Consider the following 18780-nt stretch of genomic DNA (forward strand, 5'->3'; position numbering starts at 1 on the left):
ACGCTGCAGATAAGAGGTTGCCGCAAAGCGGTCCGAAGGGCCTGAATGGCTATTTAGCCGGTCAGGTTGCAGGACATACGCTGGCGGCAGCCTTTTTTTGGCACATATACATCAGCGTATAAGCGTTACCGTGCCCTGGCGGCTGAATCTCTTTCCGAGGTAATCCACACCCTGCACCATCCATACATAGGTGCCGGAACTGGCGGGCTGGCCGTTTACAGTGCCGTTCCAGGGAGTGGAGAGATCGGCCGTCTGGAAGACCTGCCGGCCCCAGCGGTCCCACACCCGGAGGAAGTCCAGTACCGGTACCCCGGCAGCGATGACCCTGAACAGATCGTTACGCCCGTCGTTATTGGGCGTGAAGGCATTGGGAACATAAAATTCAGGGCCAACATAGGCTTTGACAGCTATCATATCATCATCCCGGCATCCTTCGGGAGATGTCACCGTTACCTGGTACACCTGGTCTTTCTGCAATACAGCAACCGGGTCGGGGCTGTAAGGATCATTCAGGCCGATGGCCGGGAGCCAGGTATATTGGAGGTTTTCACCGGTTGCCTGCGCATGCAGCTGCAATGGCTGGCCTTTAGCTACTATGGTATCCCTGCCGGCATTCACCTCCAGGTCCACTACATCCACATCTACCGCTACAGGCGCTGCGGGGCAGCCGTCCGTGCTGATGGCATGCAGCCTGGCCGTATAGGTCCCGCCTGCGGCATAGGGATAACTGACCAGCCTGCTGCGGCTCGTGTCCCCGTTGCCGAGGGCCCAGTACCACTGTGAAATGGCGATGCCCGGCGTAAGATTGTTCCCTTCCAGTTCCGTTGGATCGCCGATGCAGACGTTGATACCGGTTCCGCTGATCAGGGGTGTGGGAAAGAGGTCTATAGTACCCGTGCTGCCGGCGCTGCAACCTTCCTGCGTGGTCACCTGGAGAGAAACATCGTACCGGCCCGGTGCGGTATAGGGAATGAACGCATTTTGCGCGAGGGACACAGATCCATTGCCGAAATCCCATTCCCATCGGGCTTTGGTGCCCACATCTACCTGCGAAGCATCCCGTATCGTTAAAGGGTTGCCGGTGAGGCAGAATTCAGTTGGCCCGAAATCCACCACAGGGTAGGAGCCGATCGTCACCGGGGAGCGCATGGTATCGGAAATACAGCCGCTGTTGTCCTCGATCACCATTTTCACTTCATACACACCCGGAGCGGGATAAGTATGCGGAGGCGGCTGCACTGCCGTTGAGATGGTGCCATCCCCGAGGTCCCACCAGCGGCGGGTGATCACGCCAAAAGAACTGGAATTGTCAGCAAAGCTTACCGGGGTGCCGTCACAGAGTATCTGTCCAGCGTTAAAGGCGAACTCCGGCCGCAGCGCTGCACAGAACTGCTGCACATTGGTGGCCCCGCCGGTGGAACCGGCAAAACCCCAGTACACCATCGGATCGCCGCCAAAGATATCGTTGACCAGGTCTTTTGTAATGGAAAGCCTTGGCCGGTTATCCACGCTTACTTCCAGCAGATGGGTCACAGCGTTCCAGTTGATGCGGAAAAGATGCCACTGGCAATCCTCAATATTGCTTTGTCCCTCCGCAACCGTAACGGGACCGGCCAGGTTACCCGGACCAAGGTGGTCGGACAGGCCGTTCATTTGAATCGCCAGGTGGTCATATCCGGGATCGTTTTCGTCCCCGTTCATCCAGGTGTCTATCAGCACGCCGAGGGAAGGGGAGATGCCCTTGAAGCCCAGTCCCTGCCCGGATCCGCCGAGATTCGTTCCCTGGGTCTGGAGGATAAAGCCGATGCCATCCGCCCCGGTTTCGTCCTTGCAGCCCAGGTTTACTTCAAAAACGTAATTGAAAGACCGGGTGAGGTCGATCCTGTTCTTGTTCCAGACGGTGCCGCTGGCGTTGGTCACATCCTGCGTCAGCACATAACAGTTACAGGTACGCTGGGTAGCTGAGCCGTTCAGGATGTACGGCTGCTGTATCTGTGCATGCGTGCGGGTATTAAGCAGAAATATGCCGATCAGGCATAGCAAATGTCTCATGTGGGCAGGCTGAAGGAACAATATAGAAAATCTGCGGCTATCGTTTGAATGTTTTTTTGTATCATATCTTTGCTGAACAGCAATTGACAATTATGAAAATACCGGTTATTGAAGGAGTGATCGACCGCAGGATACTGATCAATTTTACAGTCGACCCATCCGCAGTACAAAAAATACTTCCCGCGCCCTTCCGGCCGAAGTTATATAAAGGACGGGCGATTGCCGGTATCTGTCTCATTCGTCTGAAGAACATACGCCCTAAAGGGTTGCCACAGTTTACCGGGATATCCTCTGAGAATGGCGCGCACCGCATTGCGGTAACCTGGGAGGAAAACGGAGTGGAAAGGGAAGGGGTATATATTCCCCGGCGGGACACCAGTTCCCGCCTGAATGCATTTGCCGGTGGCCGCTTCTTTCCCGGACGGCATTATCTGGCAAAATTCGATGTGCGGGAAAACGGGGACCACTATCATGTTTCCTTTCGCAGCGAAGACGAAACCTTCATATCTGTTGACGGTAAACGAACAGACCAATTGAATACAGACTCAATATTTGACGATCTTGCCGGCGTATCCCGTTTCTTTGAGAGAGGTAGCACCGGTTTTTCGCCTGACGGGCAAAAACTCGACGGGTTGCGGCTGCAAACCAGGGAATGGAAGGTAGAACCGCTTGCCATTACAAATGTGCAGTCCAGCTTTTTTGAAGACACGGAGATCTTCCCCGGGGGAACGGTGCAGTTTGATAACGCGCTGCTGATGCGAAATATCGCCCATGAATGGCATAGCGTGCAGGCGCCCTGCTAATATTCCAAATTCCACCCCCACATTTGCATTTCCAATATTTAAATGTACTTTAGACACCCGGAACACCCTCGTATATTACCGGGTAGTCACAAATTCCATGTCAGCAGATACTTACAGTATATATCTATGAGTGAAAGCGTTTATGAATAAATATTCCCGGTATGAAGATTGACAAGACTTACCTGAATACTTTATGGCAAAGAGTTTCACAGGAAAATGACCAACGGTCGTTCGAAGAATTGTTTCATCTTTGCTACCAGCGGCTGGTCCGTTTTGCCGTGGAATATGTGCATAGCCACGAGTCCGCCGAGGAGATCGTATCAGATATCTTTCTCAGGCTTTGGGCGGGACGAAATACCTACCAGGACATTCTGCATATCGAAAAATACCTTTTCACCGCCGTCCGCAATCAATCCCTGAACTATCTCCGTAAATTTTCCGCCTACCGCGTGGTAACCACGGATAACCCGGAACAACTCAATATCGCCTATTCTCACGATCCCTATAAAGCATCCGAATGGAAGGAATTGCTGTCCAGGTTGGATGAAGCAGTAGAAATGCTGCCGCCCAAACGGCGGAAGATATTCCGGCTTATCCGTGAGGATGGTTTCAAGCCCCGGGAAGTGGCGGAGATCATGAACCTTTCGCACCGGACGGTGGAAACCCAACTGTTCAAAGCGGTGAAAACGCTCCATATCGTCCTCCAGCCATATTTATCAGCCCGGCAAAAGAACGCGCCCGCAGCCGTGGATACCACTGTTTTACTATCCCTGTTACTGGCTTCCCTCACGATTTGAAATTTTTTTTCCGGAAGAGTACGTAAGATGATTCCTGTTTCGTGTCTTGGTATAAAAGAGAGCAAACGCAGCTTTTATGCAAACGCACAAAGAACGCTATTTATGGCTGCTGTCCAGGAAACTCTCCGGTGAAATACTGGATGAGGAAAAGCAGGAACTGGATGCCCTGACCCGGGGAAACCCGCAACTCCGCAAGGAGGGCGAGGCCCTGCAGGTCTTCTGGGGGCATGGTGACGGCCATCCGGACGAAAACGAGACCCGCACCGCCTTTGACAAGCTCAAAGGAAGAATGGAGGCTATGGATACCAGCTTGTGGCCGGTGCAGGAAACCGGTGTCCGCCGCGTAAAACTGGTGGACACTCATGGCCCGCATGGCGGCGGCTTTGATCTTTTTTGTGGCAACCTATTATATCCTGGAAGCAACGGGCCTGCTGCCGGGACGGGAAGACGGGCTCCGGAGAATACAATATCCGCGGCACCCGTTCCCATATCAAACTGGCGGATGGTACCACCGTATGGCTGAATTCAGATAGCGAACTGAAATATCCCCTCCGCTTTAAAGGCGATAAGCGGGAGGTCTATCTGAAAGGAGAAGCCTTTTTTGATGTGACCAAAGATGCGTCCCGCCCCTTTATTGTACATACGGAACAGATGAATATCAATGTACTGGGCACCAGCTTCAATATCAAAGCCTATCCGGATGACAGTACCAGTGAAACCACACTGATATCGGGAGAAGTGGAAGTACAGCTGAAGAACAGACCGGAAAAAAAGATCAGGCTGCGGCCCGCGGAAAAACTGGTCGTGACCAACGGCGTGGATTCCCTGCAGCAACTGTCCGACAGAACAACACCGGCGATCATCAAACCAATATACTTTTCAAAGGAAGACAGCGCCATTGTAGAAACGGCCTGGATAGACAACAAGCTGATCTTCCAGGATGAGTCCTTTGCCAGCCTTGCATCCCGCATGGAACGCTGGTACAATGTGTCTATCCGCTTCGAGAACACAACCATTCAACAGCAACGGTTTACCGGCATCTTTTCCAAAGAGCCGCTGGAACAGGCGCTGGAAGCCTTGCGGCTGACGGAACATTTCAATTACAAAATAGCAGACGATACCGTAATCATTTATTAAGCGATCACCAAAATCAGTAGCCTATAGAAATAGGAATAAAAAAACGGGAAATGTTGAAGCCATTCCCCGTTCCATTAGCCTAATGGAAAGCAGTCTCTGTTGAGGGATGGCTGTTTCCGATTATTAACAACTAATTCTACACAAGTTATGAAAAAAAAGCATTTAGTGCGTGCTTGCAGTCCACCGCATGCGCTAATAAAGGTACTCGTGATTATGAAACTAGCCTTTTGCCTTCTCTTGTTATCTTTTTTACATGTTTCCGGGTCGGTTCATTCGCAGGACAAGGTTTCCCTTGACCTGCAGTCCGCAGACCTGAGAAAAGTGCTGCTGATGATCGAAGCACAGACCAAATATCATTTCATCTTCAGCGAACGAAAGCTCAGGACCGATAAAAAGATCGACCTGAATGTAAAGGATGAAACGGTATTTAAGGTGCTGGAAACTGTGCTGCCGCTCGCCAATCTGCAATACAAGCTGCTGGATGGCAACCTGATCGCCATTACTACCAAAGGAGAGGAGGGAGCGGTGCAGATGAAAAGGGATGTGCGGGGCACCGTCACCGATACCACGGGCATGCCGCTGCCGGGCGTGACGATTTCCGTTAAAAGCACGCCCAGCATTGGTACCACTACCGATCTGAACGGCAAGTATGTGCTGGATATCCCCGATGATGCCACCGTGCTGGTGTTCAGCATGATCGGCTACGATCGCCAGGAAATACCGATCAGCGGCCGGGAAGTCATCAATGTACAGCTTGCGATAGCCTCCAATCAGCTGGAGGAAACCGTGATCGTAGGTTTCGGCACGCAGAAAAAGAAAGAAGTGGTAGGCGCCATTACCACCATCAACCCCAAAGAACTGAAAGTTCCGTCCAGCAACCTCACGACCGCCCTTGCCGGCCGTCTGGCCGGTGTGATCGCTTATCAACGCAGCGGAGAGCCTGGTGCGGACAATGCGGACTTCTTCATTCGCGGGGTGACCACCTTTGGATACAAACAGGACCCCCTGATCCTCATAGACGGCATCGAAACCACCACTACGGACCTTTCCCGCATGCAGGTGGACGATATTGCCAGCTTCTCCATCCTGAAAGATGCCACCTCCACCGCCCTGTACGGCGCCAGGGGCGCCAACGGTGTGATCCTCATCACCACCAAGGAAGGTGTGGAAGGCAAGGCCCGGATCTCCGTAAGGCTGGAAAATTCCAATTCCACCCCTACCAGGAATGTAGAACTGGCTGACCCCGTGACCTATATGCGCCTCGGCAACGAAGCTGTGCTGACCCGCGACCCGCTCGGTCAGCTGCCGTATTCCGAAGCCAAGATCGATAACACGATCGCCGGCACAAATCCTTACGTTTTTCCTGCAACCGATTGGCGGAAAGAGCTCTTCCGGGAATCTACCATGAACCAGCGCGCCAACTTCAACGTCAGCGGCGGTGGTAAAGTAGCCCGTTATTACCTGGCGGCTACCATGAACCGCGATAATGGCATGCTGAAAGTGGACAAACGCAACAACTTCAACAACAACATCAAGCTGAATACCTACTCCATGCGCTCCAACGTCAACATCAACCTGACAAAAAGCACAGAAGTAGGCATCCGCCTGTCCGGCACCTTCGATGATTACAATGGACCGCTGGCCGGTGGCGCCACCATGTACAAAAGAGTGATCCAGTCCAATCCCGTGCTGTTCCCCGCGTATTATCCGATAGACGATGAACATGCCTATGTGCAGCATATCATGTTCGGCAACTACGGAGATGGTAATTACATCAATCCCTATGCGGACATGGTGAGAGGATACAAGGAATACACGCGCTCCAAGCTGCTGGCACAGTTTGAGCTGAAGCAGAACCTGTCCTTTATCACGGAAGGGCTTTCCTTCCACGCCCTGTTCAACACCGCCCGCACCACCTATTTTGATGTGCAGCGTTTTTACAATCCCTTCTGGTATGCGTTGGGGAACTACGACAAGTACACGGACAAGTATAATCTCTCCATGCTGAACCCCAATACCGGCACGGAGTATCTTAATTATGGCGAAGGGCCGAAGGAGATCAGCGCTACCACGTATCTGCAAACGACAGCCAACTATAACCGTACTTTTAACGACAAGCATAACGTAAGCGGCATGCTGGTATTTCTCATGAATAACCAGGTGATGGCCAATGCGGGTTCTCTCCAGCTTTCGCTGCCCAGGCGGAACATCGGCGTATCAGGCCGCCTTACCTATGGATATGACAGCCGTTATTTCTTTGAATACGATTTCGGGTACAACGGATCGGAGCGTTTTTACGAAAGCAATCGTTTCGGGTTCTTCCCTTCCATAGGCGCAGCCTGGATGGTATCCAACGAACCTTTCTTTAAACCCCTCACCAAAGTGGTCAGCAACCTGAAGCTGCGCTACACTTACGGCCTGGTGGGGAATGATGCGATCGGCGACCCGAATGCCCGCTTCCTCTATCTTGCCGATGTAAATATGAATGACGGCAGCCGCGGTTTTTCCTTCGGAACGGACTACGCCTATTCGCGCCCCGGCGTTTTCATCAATCGCTACGGCAATAATGACATTACCTGGGAAACAGCCACCAAGACCAACTATGGCATCGAGGTCGGCCTGTTCAACAAGATCAATATCCTGCTGGATATCTATACCGAAAAGAGAAGGAACATCCTGATGACCCGCGCGGACATTCCCATAACCATGGGCCTGCTGAGCAATGCGGACATACAGGCGAATATCGGTGAAGCCAGCGGCAAGGGCTTTGACCTTTCCGTTGATTACAGCCACAGCTTCAATGCGGATTGGTGGATGCAGGCGAGAGGTAATTTCACCTATGCCACCAGCAAGTTCGATGTAGTGGAGGAACCGGACTACGTGGAAAAATATCTTTCCAGGGTAGGTTACCCGCTTTCACAGCAACGCGGATATATCGCGGAACGCTTGTTTGCTGATGATGCTGAAGTGATCAATTCCCCGCTGCAAAGCTTCGGTGAATATGGTGCTGGTGATATCAAATATCATGATGTGAACGGAGACGGGCAGATCACTACCCGGGATATGGTACCTATCGGTTATCCTACCCGGCCGGAGATCGTATATGGTTTCGGGTTCTCGCTGGGGTACAAGAATTTTGATCTTTCTGCATTCTTCCAGGGACTGGCCCGGGAATCATTCTGGATAGACGCGGACTCTACCGCGCCATTTGTGGGAGACCGCGCCATGCTGAAAGCCTATGCCGATGACCACTGGTCAGAAAGCAACCGCGATCTGTACGCCACCTGGCCCCGGCTCAGCGCCCGCAGGATAGCCAATAACGCGTTGACCAGCACCTGGTTCATGCGGAATGGCGCCTTCCTTCGCCTGAAAACCGTGGAGCTGGGCTACACATTGCCTACCGCGCTCACCCGCAGGATCAAAATGGAAAAGACCCGCATTTATGCCAGCGGTATCAATCTGTTCGTCATCAGCAAGTTCAAGATGTGGGATGTGGAAATGGGGGGTAATGGTCTGGGTTACCCTGTGCAGCGTGTCATCAACATCGGCGCCCAATTGTCCTTCTGATCATGTTTAATTCAAAAAATAAACGGATGAAAAAATTAAAAAGATGGCTGATCGCTTTATTCGGGCCATTATTATTTTCCTGCAATTACCTGGATATTGTACCGGATAACATCGCTACGGTAGACCACGTTTTCAGGATGCGCAATACAACGGAACAATATCTGTTTACCATATACAGCTATCTGCCGAGGGTTACCGATTGCTACAATTATCCCACCTTTCTCGGAGGTGACGAGCTTTGGGCAAACGAATTCAATGTGAACCTCGTGAAACCTGCCTGGCAGATCGCAAAAGGCTTCCAGAATGTGGTAAATCCCTATTCCGATTACTGGAGCGGCACCAACGGAGGCCGGGGCTTTTTTGTGGCCATCCGGGATTGCAACACCTTTCTGGAGAATATCTACAAGGTGCCGGATATGGATGATTATGAGAAAGACCGCTGGGCGGCAGAGGCTACATTCCTGAAGGCATACTATCATTTTTTCCTGTTCAGGATGTACGGGCCTATCCCGCTGATCCGCCAGAACCTGCCCATTACCAGCAATACTGCGGATGTGAAAGTAAGCCAGGAACCAGTGGATTCGGTAGTCAACTATATTGCCAGCCTGCTGGACGAAGCGGTGGTGAACCTGCCGGACCGCATTGTGAATGAGGCAACAGAGCAGGGCCGTGTGACGAAGTCTGTCGCCAAAGCCCTGAAGGCCCGGTTGCTGGTAACCGCAGCCAGTCCGCTTTTTAACGGGAACCCTGATTATGCCGCACATACCGGTGGCGGCAAGAATGCTGTAAAACTCTTTCCTTCCGCCTACGAGGATACGAAATGGGAACGCGCGATGATCGCCTGCAAAGAAGCGATCGATGAATGCCACGCCGCAGGGCATGAATTGTATTATTTCAACCAGGCTTTCCTGCCGTTCCCCGGTTCCCCGGAAACGATCACGGAAATGAGCGTCCGGAATGCGCTGTGCGAAAAATGGAATCCCGAGGCGGTTTGGACCAACCCGGTTGCACGGCCTGTCGCCGCACAACTGGAAAACCTGCCCCGCCTGTATTCCGGCGACAAACAATCTGCAACATTATCTTCTTTCGGTGTGCCGCTGAAGATCGCTGAACTGTATTATACCAAAAATGGTGTGCCGATCTCTGAAGACAAAACCTGGAACTATAACGCCCGTTACAGCACGCGTACCGCTACTTCCGCCGATGCGCTCCGCCTGAAACCCAATTACGTGACCGCCAATCTCAATTTCGACCGGGAAGTAAGGTTTTACGCCGGTCTCGGTTTCGATGGTGGCCGCTGGTTCGGACAGGGCCGTTTCAACGATGCGGACAATGTGTACGTGGAAGCCAAGCTGGGGCAGATCGCCAACAACCACGCCTGGGCTTACTCCATGACCGGGTACTGGGCCAAAAAGCTCGTGAACCCGCAAACAGTGTCCTCCGCAACGGAAGTGACCCCGCAAACCTATCCCTGGCCCGTTATCCGCCTGGCAGACCTGTACCTCCTGTATGCGGAAGCATTGAACGAATGGCAGGGCCCCGGTGTGGAAACATTCAAATGGATCGATCTGGTAAGAGCAAGGGCAGGCCTCAACGGTGTGGAGCAATCCTGGACGGACTTTTCCACCAGTCCCGGTGCGCCGCAGTCAAAAGCCGGCCTGAGAAAGATCATTCATCAGGAAAGGCTGATAGAGCTGGCATTTGAAGGCCAGCGCTTCTGGGACCTTCGCCGCTGGAAAGAGGCGGAAAGCGTGATGAGCCAGCCTATTACCGGATGGAACAACTTCGGGAAAACAGCCGATGTCTATTACCAGGTGAAATACCTTTTCAACCCGGTATTCCGTAAACGCGACTACCTGTGGCCGGTCAAGGAAGAGAACCTGATCGATAACAGCCAACTGGTGCAAAGCCCGGGCTGGTAATGCTCCTGATCGATAAACCTTAATGACATGACAATGCGTATATATCACCTTTTTATATTTGGCATGCTCCTGGCAGGTTTCGGCTGCAAGGAGGAAAAGCTGGAGCCGCTCACCAAAGGCGGCAAGGCGCCCGGGATGGTCTCCAACGTGAACGTAGATAATCAGCCCGGAAAAGTTGTATTGACCTACGACATCCCGTCCGATCCCGAACTCCTGTACATCAAGGCGGTGTACGAGATCCGCGATGGGAAAAAAATGGAATCCATTTCCACGTTCTACAACAATTTCGTTACACTCGAAGGATTTGGCAATACGGATGAAAGAGAAGTAAAGCTCTATGCCGTGAGCAGATCGGAAGTGAGCTCGGAGCCGGTAACAGTGAAAGTAAAACCGCTGACGCCTCCTGTAATGTCCACACTCGCTTCGCTGGATTTTTCGGAAGATTTCGGCGGCATTACCGCAAGATTCAGTAACGAAGATTCTGCCAGTATTGCCATCGGGGTTTTAACGAGAGATGAGAACGGTGACCCTGTTCAGTCTGATATGTATTATACCAGCCAGACGGAAGGCGAATTCTCCGTACGCGGTTTTGACGATACGGAACGCTGGTTCGGGTTGTTCGTGCGGGACAGATGGCAGAATTATTCAGATACGGTCTGGAAGTTGCTGACGCCGTTATTCGAGCAGCAGCTGGATAAAGCCAATTTCAGATCGATGAAGCTGGCCACTGATGCGAACATGTTCGGTTCAGGGCCATTGACTAACCTCTGGAACGACAAGGTACAGGGCGGTTCCAGCTCCAATAGCACCTGGACCCGTACTGCCAATGGCTCCGGCGTCCCGCATTGGGTGACGTTCGACTTGGGGGTGACCGCAAAGCTCAGCCGTTTCGTGGAAATACCCCGCGGCGCATTCGACGAACTGAACCTCCTGTACGCCGCCGGCGATCCGCGGCTGTTTGAGCTCTGGGGCGCAACGGACTATAATCCTGACGGCAGCTTTGACGGATGGACGAAACTGTCCGAATTCGAAGTGGTGAAAGTATCAGGCCTGCCCACAGGCGTGAACTCAAATGACGATATTCTCCGTGCCCAGGAAGGCCATCAGTTTAAAATACCCATTGACGCGCCACCGGTAAGGTACATCCGCATCAAGATGCTGGAAACCTTCGGCAATTCAGATTATTTCTGGATGGCGGAATTGACTTTCTTTGGTCAAATACAGTAATCAAACTGAAAATCGTAAAGCATGAAACTCTTGAAATATATATGCTTTTCACTGGCGGCGGGATTTTGTCTCGCTGCCTGTGAAAAGACAGATAAAGCCTATAAGGATTTTGTACCGGGCGGGGAAAAGGTATATCCCGGAAAAGTAGATTCCCTGAAAGCTAATCCCGGGAATAAACGCATCCAGTTGGAATGGCTGCTGAAAACCGACTCCCGCATTGTGAAATGCCGCATTTACTGGAATAAAAAGGCAGATTCCGCGGAAGTTACCGTTAACCGCACGAATGGAGTGGATACGATCAGAGCTATCCTTGATAATATGGTAGAAGGACCGTATATTTTTGAAGTGTACAGTTACAATGCCCAAAACGACCAGTCTGTCAGAACAGAAGTGAATGGTGATGTGTATGGTGATTTTTATGAAAGCAACCTGATCAACCGCATTCTGAAAAGCGCGGTGATAGATAACGGTAACACTAAACTGCAATGGGACGAAGCGGATCCCCGTTCACCGGGGGTAAGGCTTACCTATACAGATCAGGATGGCGTTGCGCAGACGCTGCTTATTCCATCCGAAGAAAGCACAACCGTATTGCCCGGCATACCACAAACAGGTACAATGGAATTCAAAACTTTGTATCTTCCGGTGCCAAACGCCATTGATACGTTTGCGGCGCCTGTGGTACAGGTGAATTTGTAGATAAAAAAATAACGAGAACCGTGCAACGCAGAACTTTCCTGTCTGCTGCTACCCTGGGCGCACTGGCCCTCGCAGCGGACCTTCCGGCATTGGCCGGAAAAAAAGATGATCCGGATTACCTGGTGATCAATGCCGGCATCGGCGGCAACAATACCAATGATCTGCTGAAACGGATCGATAAGGACTGCCTCGCGCACAAGCCGGAGTTGACGGTATTGATGATCGGCACGAACGACATGAACAGCATGAAATATATTCCGCTGGATCAATACCGGCGGAATGTGGCCACTCTTATCGAAAAGATACAGGCGCAGCAAAGCCAGATACTGTTGATGACCATTTGTCCGTTTATTGAGGAATACCTGTTCTCCCGGCACAAAAAGGAACATTACGGGACGGAAGGTCCTTCCGGCAGAAGGGCAGCGGTAAACAGAACGATAAAGGAGCTGGCGGCGGAATACCATGCCGCTTTGCTGGATCTCGGCATGTTGTTCGACAAGGCCGGGAAAGTGGGGCTGGATAAATACTCGCTGATCCAGAACGTTGCCAATACCAATAAAACCGATGGTGTACATCCCACGCCGGAGGGGTATCGTTTTATCGGGCTGGCCGCGTATCAATATATAGTTTATCATGATCTGCCGCAAAAGCGCATCGTCTGCTTCGGGGACAGTATTACGGCCGGGGATGGCGGTGTTGATAAGAACAGCTATCCGGCATACCTGAAGAGATTACTGACACCGGCATAATATCATTCACATATAACAGATTCAAACCATGAAGTGCAAATTCCTGATCTGCGCGGTAGCGTTTTTTTTATGTCAGCAACTGGCATGGGGTAATTTTAAGGTAGATGTATGTATCTATGGCGGCAGCTCAGCCGGCGTAATTGCTGCATACACGGCGAAGAAGGCTGGGCGTTCCGTACTGCTGATAGAACCGGGCAAACATCTTGGCGGCCTTTCCTCCGGGGGGCTGGGTTACACTGACATCGGCAATAAATACGCCATCCGCGGCCTTTCGCTGGAATTTTACCGGCAGATCGGGCAACACTACGGCAAATTTGAACAATGGATATTTGAGCCGCATGTAGCAGAAAGCCTTTTTACAGATTATGTGAATCGTGCGAAGGTGGAAGTGCTGTACCAGCATCGCCTGCTCTCCGCCCGTAAAGAGAACGGCGCCATTACGGAAATTCAGCTCGATGCCGGCGGAGCAACCGTTACCGTTTCCGCAAAAATGTTCATCGACTGCACCTATGAAGGCGACCTGATGGCAAAAGCCGGGGTGAGCTACACCGTGGGCAGGGAAGGGAACGATATGTACAACGAAACCTGGAACGGCGTGCAAATGCTGGACGGGCATCAGATACCGGACGGTGTTGATCCATATAAAACACCCGGCGACCCTTCCAGCGGACTGTTGTGGGGGATCAGCCCCGCGCCGCTGGCGCAGAAAGGCAGCGGGGACAAACTCGTACAGGCTTATAATTACCGCATCTGCCTCACCAGGGACCCCGCCAATATGGTGCCCATTACAGAGCCGGATAACTATGATATCAACCGTTACGAGCTGCTTGCACGGCTGTTCAAGGCGCAACCCAACAGAACAACCCTCAACGATTACCTGATCGTGAGCGGAATGCCCAATAACAAAACAGATATCAATAACAGGAACGGATTTTCCACAGATATGATCGGCGCGAACCACGATTACCCGGAAGCAGACTATGCGACCCGTGCAAAGATCATCAAAGCGCATGAGGACTATACCAAAGGGCTGCTGTATTTCTTCGCTACGGATCCCCGTGTGCCGGCGCCCCTGCAGAAGGAAATGCGCAAATGGGGCTATCCAAAGGATGAATACACAGACAACGGGCATTGGTCTCCGCAGTTATATGTGCGGGAAGCCCGCCGCATGGTAGGCGCCTATGTGATGACACAGGCGAATTGCGTAGGGGAGGAAGTGGTGACCGATGGCGTAGGCATGGCGGCCTATACTATGGACTCGCATAATACACAGCGTATCGTCATCCGCAAGAACGGGAAAGATATGGTGAAGAACGAAGGAAATGTGGAAGTGGGTGGTTTCCCGCCGTATCCGGTATCTTACCGTGCACTGATCCCCAAGGCAGGGGAGTGCAGCAATCTGCTCGTGCCCGTTTGCCTTTCGGCCAGCCATATCGCCTACGGCTCCATCAGGATGGAACCGGTGTTCATGGCACTCGCACAGGCAACGGCAGTGGCGGCGGACCTCGCCATCGCCAACGGCACTTCCGTGCAGGAAGTGGACGCCGCCAAAGTGGCCGGCATCCTTACCAGCAACCCGCTAGCGGACGGCAGACTGGGTGATGTGCTGCTGGACAATGCGACGGCAAACCCGGAGCTGGCAGGAGACTGGAAAACAGAAAAAGGCAAAGGCGCTTACGGTACGGATATGCTTACAGCGGAAAAAAATGCAAAAGCCATCTTCCGCCCGGCTATCGGGAAAACCGGCCGTTATGCGATCTATATGTATTATCCGCGTCTGAAAAATAACGCTGCTGTTACTCATGTAAAAGTGGTGAGCGGCAAAAAACAGCAGTTGGTGCCGGTGAAGGCCGAAGATGTAAAGGTGGTGGGCCAGACCTCCGGGGAATGGGTGAAACTCGGCACTTTCAAGCTTAAAAAAGGCACTGGCTCCTATGTGGAGATCTCCGCCGGAGAAACCGGCGAAGGCCTCGTGGTGGCCGATGCGCTGCTCTGGGTGCCTGAAAAAAGATAAAGCAGCAGTTTTAACGATATTTTCTTATGTTTGCAGTATGTCAGGCATTGTACATACTGCAAACATTTTTACTTTCCGGCGCGTCCTGCCGGATGGTTTGCATTTCTATGCCTGTATCAAACAGCATTTCCGCGTTTTCTGCAACAAGCTGTACTATTTTTCAAACTTTAAGGACTTCAATACTTCCACCCTGGCCTGCTAGTTAACTCCCGCGGCACAGGGTTACATCTTGTATTTATATTATTTGCTATTACCCGGACCAGAAAAGGGGCCGGTGTATGGCATCTTTTCGTTTTATAACTTTTAATAGCAAAAGACAATCAACATTCATTCATAAATCAAAAAACTATGAAAAAAGCAGAACAAACACTTGTACTCAGACATGATGATCATGAAACACTGACATCCTACCTGAGCACCCAGGAACTGTCCGGCAATCATAGCATCGAGGCGCTGCAAACGGAATTGAAGAAAGCGAAGCTCGTCAGCAAGGAGGAATTTCCGGAGGATGCTATCCGCCTGAACTCAAAAGTAAAGATCAAGGACGCTAATAACGGCAAGGAAATGGAAGTGGTGCTGGTGATGCCCGATGATGCCGATATCAAACAACGGAAAATATCCGTAACAGCCCCTGTAGGCATCGCCCTCATCGGCTTCCGCAAAGGTCAGAAAGTAGGCTGGCAGGTACCCGCCGGCATGAAAACTTTCACCATTCTGGACGTGGTGAACCAGGAATAATTTGTTGCAAAATCCTGGTATGGCCGCATGCGATACCAGGATTTGAACAATTTTTACCGCCCAACGGTAAAAAGTACCATAAACCCCATAAACTGCCATTTGCCGCTTCTCCGTCCCGCCGTACCTTTGTACCGTCATGAAAACGGTGATCCCGGTATATAACATCTGCAGCATCAGTAAAGGGCATCATCAGCAGGATCTGCTGGTGGAGCGGCTGGACCATTACCTGGAAAAGAACTATCAAAAGGTACATACCCAGCACGGACACGATTTTTATCACCTGGTGCTGTTCACCCGGGGCAGCGGTTCCCATATTATCGATTTTACTTCTTTTACCGTACAACCTTACCAGCTCTATTTCATGGCGCCGGGTCAGGTGCACAGCTGGCATTTCAAGCCCGGCGTGGACGGGTACATCGTTCATTTCTCCGCGGCGTTTTTTCACGCGTTCCTGCTTGATCACGATTATCTCGATCGTTTCCCGTTCTTCAGTGGGGAAAGCAGAGACCAGATCATCGATATACCCCCGGACAGCAGAAAGCAGATCACGGAAATATTCGAGTATATGCTGGCGGATGTGATCCGGCATGATATGGTGAGAACGCTGTTGTTGCAGTTATTCCTGCTGACGGAAAAGATTGCCGCGCCGCGGGCATTGCAGCAGGTGCCGCAGCAGAAGCAACTCGTGCTGCGGAACTTCCGGCAACTGATCAATAAGCATTTCCGTTCCATCAAATTACCAAAGCAATACGCGGAGCTGTTGTACATCACGCCAAACCATCTGAATGCGCTCTGCCAGGAGCTGCTCGGCAGAACCGCCGGGGAACTGATCCGGCAGCGGATATTGCTGGAGGCAAAACGGATGCTCACCAATGCCGATATGACCGTCACCCAGATCGCGTATGACCTCAATTTCCAGGACAACTCCTACTTTAACCGCTTCTTCAAAAAATACCAGGGCGTCACCCCGGATGATTTCAGAAAGAGCTTAAAATGATCAATATATGTGCGCTGCTCAACAACAACATAAGCCCAGCCTGCTCTTGAGCATATTGGGTAACAGATGCCCCCGCTGCCGCAGAGGCAGGCTGTTCGAGGAATCAAACCCCTACCGCCTTCGCCGCTTTATGCGGATGAATAAGCATTGCCCCGTTTGCGGGCAGGCCACAGAACCGGAAACAGGCTTTTACTTCGGCACAGGCTATGTCAGCTACGCCCTTTCCATTGCCCTCAGTGTGGCCACATTTGTAGCATGGTGGGTGCTGATCGGTTTTTCGCTGGATGATAACCGCCTGTTCTGGTGGCTGGGACTGAACGGCGTATTGCTTGTGCTGATGCAGCCGTTGCTGATGCGCATCTCGCGGACGATCTGGCTGGCCTTTTTTGTGTATTACGATCCGGAATGGCCGCAGCTCACCGCACCGCAGCAATAGGACCGGCTTTTTGGTACAATTACTGTGATATGTGCAGAAAACGACAGGCTATGCGACAATTGTTCATCGAAAAGGCGATTATTATAGACGCCCATGTGTCAGATGTCTGGAAAGTGCTGACCGACCCACAGTTGAGCAAACAATGGATACAGGAATGGTGGCCGGAGGTGGAAGCGCTGGAGTCGGACTGGCGGCCCGGAAGCCCCGTTGTGTGGAAATTAAAGGACGGTCAGACCGGAGCGGATGGGAAAGTGGCCATTGCGGACCCTTACACCTTGCTCAGCTTCACCTTCCGGATCAATGAGCCGGATACTTCGAAGCAGGAGACCATCACCTACAAACTGGAGGAGCGGGACGGCCATACCTACCTGCTCGTACGCGTGGGTGATTACGGTGATACCGATGAGCATGAGCAGTGCTACCCCGGTGCCGTGGAAAGCTGGGATATTTCCCTGCCGAAGATCAAGGCGCTTTCCGAAAAATGAGTATTGGAGGTATGCCATTTTAACCGTATTTTATCCATCCATAAAAACCCTTTCCCATGTTCCATTCCCGTAGAAAATTCCTTCAGTATTCTGCCTATATGGGCGCAGGAGCGCTGGCAATGCCGCTGGCCGGGCTGGCCGTTCCCTCACAGCAAAAGAAACTTGGTGTTGCCTTGGTAGGGCTGGGCAGTTATTCCACTCACCAGCTGGCGCCGGCATTACAACAAACAAACCACATCGAACTGCGCGGCATCGTTACCGGCACACCATCAAAGATCCCCGTATGGCTGGAGAAATACCGGATACCGGAGCAGAATGTGTACAACTACGATAATTTCGACAAGATCGCGGACAATAAAGATATTGACATCGTGTACATCGTGCTGCCAAATTCCATGCATGCGGAGTTTACCATCCGCGGTGCAAAGGCCGGCAAACATGTGATCTGCGAAAAGCCTATGTCCGTCAGCGTAAAAGAGGGGCAGGAGATGATCGATGCCTGCAAAAAAGCCAATAAGCAGCTGGCCATAGGTTACCGTTTGCATTACGATCCCTTTCACCTGGAATTTATACGGCACAGTCGCGATCAGGTGTTCGGTAAGGTGCTGGCGGTGGAGGCGAGTGATGGCTTCCGCGCGGGAGACCCCAATCAGTGGCGGTTGAAGAAGGCTTTGTCCGGCGGCGGGCCATTGATGGATGTGGGGATATACGCTATCCAGGGCGCGAGGTACACCATAGGAGAGGAGCCCATCGCGGTAACGGCACAGGAGTTCCCCAAAACGATGCCGGAGAAATTCAGGGATGTGGAAGAATCGCTTGCATGGCAGCTTTATTTCCCCGGCGGCGCTATTGCCAATTCATATTCCACTTACACCACCAATGTGAACCGCCTGTTTGCCGGCGCAGAGAAAGGATGGTTCGAGATCAATAATGCTTTCGGCTACAGCGGCCAAAAGATGCGCACCAATAAAGGCCCGCTGGATATCGCGCCCATCAACCAGCAGGCTGCGCATATGGACGGTGTGGCCTTGTCCATCCTGGAGAATAAACCCGCCAACAACGTATCCGGAGAGGAAGGGCTGCGGGACATGATCGTGATCGAAGGGATCTATGAGGCGATCGCCAGCGGAAAGAAAGTGGACCTGAAAATAGGGTAG

At 51.9% G+C, this 18780-nt stretch carries 16 protein-coding genes; 15 read left to right on the forward strand and 1 reads right to left on the reverse strand.

Annotated features, from left to right (window positions below):
* Positions 1 to 111 precede the first annotated feature (111 nt).
* On the reverse strand, positions 112 to 2052 hold the full coding sequence (locus tag FW415_RS14615; RefSeq protein WP_148386305.1) for a PKD domain-containing protein: 1941 nt from the start codon (positions 2050 to 2052) through the stop codon (positions 112 to 114).
* A gap of 92 nt (positions 2053 to 2144) precedes the next feature.
* Here FW415_RS14615 and FW415_RS14620 point away from each other — a divergent pair, with 92 nt between their 5' ends.
* The 15 genes from FW415_RS14620 (at position 2145) to FW415_RS14685 (ending at position 18780) form a co-directional block, all read left to right on the forward strand.
* A complete protein-coding gene (locus FW415_RS14620) occupies positions 2145 to 2855 on the forward strand; it encodes a DUF2071 domain-containing protein (protein WP_148386308.1) in 711 nt (236 codons plus the stop codon).
* Positions 2856 to 3016: 161 nt separating this feature from the next.
* Positions 3017 to 3652, forward strand: coding sequence for an RNA polymerase sigma-70 factor (locus tag FW415_RS14625; RefSeq protein WP_148386310.1), 636 nt, complete (start codon positions 3017 to 3019; stop codon positions 3650 to 3652).
* A 76-nt stretch (positions 3653 to 3728) separates the two neighbouring features.
* Entirely contained in the window at positions 3729 to 4175 is a 447-nt protein-coding gene (locus FW415_RS25400) for a hypothetical protein (RefSeq protein WP_246858747.1), read from the forward strand.
* Positions 4172 to 4789: a FecR family protein gene (locus FW415_RS14630; RefSeq protein WP_246859040.1), complete on the forward strand. Its 618-nt coding sequence runs from the start codon at positions 4172 to 4174 to the stop codon at positions 4787 to 4789. The genes FW415_RS25400 and FW415_RS14630 overlap by 4 nt, the downstream gene beginning before the upstream one ends.
* Positions 4790 to 5002: 213 nt before the next feature.
* Positions 5003 to 8356, forward strand: coding sequence for a TonB-dependent receptor (locus tag FW415_RS14635; protein ID WP_148386315.1), 3354 nt, complete (start codon positions 5003 to 5005; stop codon positions 8354 to 8356).
* Between the two features lie 26 nt (positions 8357 to 8382).
* Positions 8383 to 10278: a RagB/SusD family nutrient uptake outer membrane protein gene (locus tag FW415_RS14640; protein WP_148386318.1), complete on the forward strand. Its 1896-nt coding sequence runs from the start codon at positions 8383 to 8385 to the stop codon at positions 10276 to 10278.
* A 27-nt stretch (positions 10279 to 10305) separates the two neighbouring features.
* Complete coding sequence (locus FW415_RS14645; protein ID WP_148386319.1) at positions 10306 to 11505, forward strand: DUF5000 domain-containing lipoprotein; 1200 nt, start codon at positions 10306 to 10308, stop codon at positions 11503 to 11505.
* A 21-nt stretch (positions 11506 to 11526) separates the two neighbouring features.
* A complete protein-coding gene (locus FW415_RS14650) occupies positions 11527 to 12204 on the forward strand; it encodes a DUF4998 domain-containing protein (RefSeq protein WP_148386322.1) in 678 nt (225 codons plus the stop codon).
* Between the two features lie 20 nt (positions 12205 to 12224).
* Positions 12225 to 12953 (forward strand): SGNH/GDSL hydrolase family protein, encoded by a 729-nt coding sequence (locus tag FW415_RS14655; protein WP_210420696.1) that lies wholly within the window; start codon positions 12225 to 12227, stop codon positions 12951 to 12953.
* Between the two features lie 28 nt (positions 12954 to 12981).
* Positions 12982 to 14967, forward strand: coding sequence for an FAD-dependent oxidoreductase (locus FW415_RS14660; RefSeq protein WP_148386327.1), 1986 nt, complete (start codon positions 12982 to 12984; stop codon positions 14965 to 14967).
* Between the two features lie 348 nt (positions 14968 to 15315).
* A complete protein-coding gene (gene rnk / locus FW415_RS14665) occupies positions 15316 to 15705 on the forward strand; it encodes a nucleoside diphosphate kinase regulator (RefSeq protein WP_148386329.1) in 390 nt (129 codons plus the stop codon).
* A gap of 136 nt (positions 15706 to 15841) precedes the next feature.
* Positions 15842 to 16702: a helix-turn-helix transcriptional regulator gene (locus FW415_RS14670; protein ID WP_148386332.1), complete on the forward strand. Its 861-nt coding sequence runs from the start codon at positions 15842 to 15844 to the stop codon at positions 16700 to 16702.
* A 130-nt stretch (positions 16703 to 16832) separates the two neighbouring features.
* On the forward strand, positions 16833 to 17138 hold the full coding sequence (locus FW415_RS14675) for a DUF983 domain-containing protein (RefSeq protein WP_371417063.1): 306 nt from the start codon (positions 16833 to 16835) through the stop codon (positions 17136 to 17138).
* Between the two features lie 50 nt (positions 17139 to 17188).
* Complete coding sequence (locus tag FW415_RS14680) at positions 17189 to 17623, forward strand: SRPBCC domain-containing protein (RefSeq protein ID WP_168208828.1); 435 nt, start codon at positions 17189 to 17191, stop codon at positions 17621 to 17623.
* Between the two features lie 56 nt (positions 17624 to 17679).
* Positions 17680 to 18780 (forward strand): Gfo/Idh/MocA family protein, encoded by a 1101-nt coding sequence (locus tag FW415_RS14685; protein WP_148386339.1) that lies wholly within the window; start codon positions 17680 to 17682, stop codon positions 18778 to 18780.

The sequence above is a fragment of the Chitinophaga sp. XS-30 genome, assembly GCF_008086345.1.
GTDB lineage: Bacteria > Bacteroidota > Bacteroidia > Chitinophagales > Chitinophagaceae > Chitinophaga.

Excerpts from the sequence above, each read along its gene's own strand:
- FW415_RS14620 (WP_148386308.1), top strand. The coding sequence starts at position 2,145 with ATGAAAATACCGGTTATTGAAGGAGTGATCGACCGCAGGATACTGATC.
- rnk (WP_148386329.1), top strand. The coding sequence starts at position 15,316 with ATGAAAAAAGCAGAACAAACACTTGTACTCAGACATGATGATCATGAA.
- FW415_RS14615 (WP_148386305.1), bottom strand. The coding sequence starts at position 2,052 with ATGAGACATTTGCTATGCCTGATCGGCATATTTCTGCTTAATACCCGC.
- FW415_RS14650 (WP_148386322.1), top strand. The coding sequence starts at position 11,527 with ATGAAACTCTTGAAATATATATGCTTTTCACTGGCGGCGGGATTTTGT.
- FW415_RS14640 (WP_148386318.1), top strand. The coding sequence starts at position 8,383 with ATGAAAAAATTAAAAAGATGGCTGATCGCTTTATTCGGGCCATTATTA.
- FW415_RS14685 (WP_148386339.1), top strand. The coding sequence starts at position 17,680 with ATGTTCCATTCCCGTAGAAAATTCCTTCAGTATTCTGCCTATATGGGC.
- FW415_RS14675 (WP_371417063.1), top strand. The coding sequence starts at position 16,833 with ATGCGGATGAATAAGCATTGCCCCGTTTGCGGGCAGGCCACAGAACCG.
- FW415_RS14670 (WP_148386332.1), top strand. The coding sequence starts at position 15,842 with ATGAAAACGGTGATCCCGGTATATAACATCTGCAGCATCAGTAAAGGG.
- FW415_RS14680 (WP_168208828.1), top strand. The coding sequence starts at position 17,189 with ATGCGACAATTGTTCATCGAAAAGGCGATTATTATAGACGCCCATGTG.
- FW415_RS14635 (WP_148386315.1), top strand. The coding sequence starts at position 5,003 with ATGAAACTAGCCTTTTGCCTTCTCTTGTTATCTTTTTTACATGTTTCC.
- FW415_RS14625 (WP_148386310.1), top strand. The coding sequence starts at position 3,017 with ATGAAGATTGACAAGACTTACCTGAATACTTTATGGCAAAGAGTTTCA.
- FW415_RS14645 (WP_148386319.1), top strand. The coding sequence starts at position 10,306 with ATGACAATGCGTATATATCACCTTTTTATATTTGGCATGCTCCTGGCA.
- FW415_RS25400 (WP_246858747.1), top strand. The coding sequence starts at position 3,729 with ATGCAAACGCACAAAGAACGCTATTTATGGCTGCTGTCCAGGAAACTC.
- FW415_RS14660 (WP_148386327.1), top strand. The coding sequence starts at position 12,982 with ATGAAGTGCAAATTCCTGATCTGCGCGGTAGCGTTTTTTTTATGTCAG.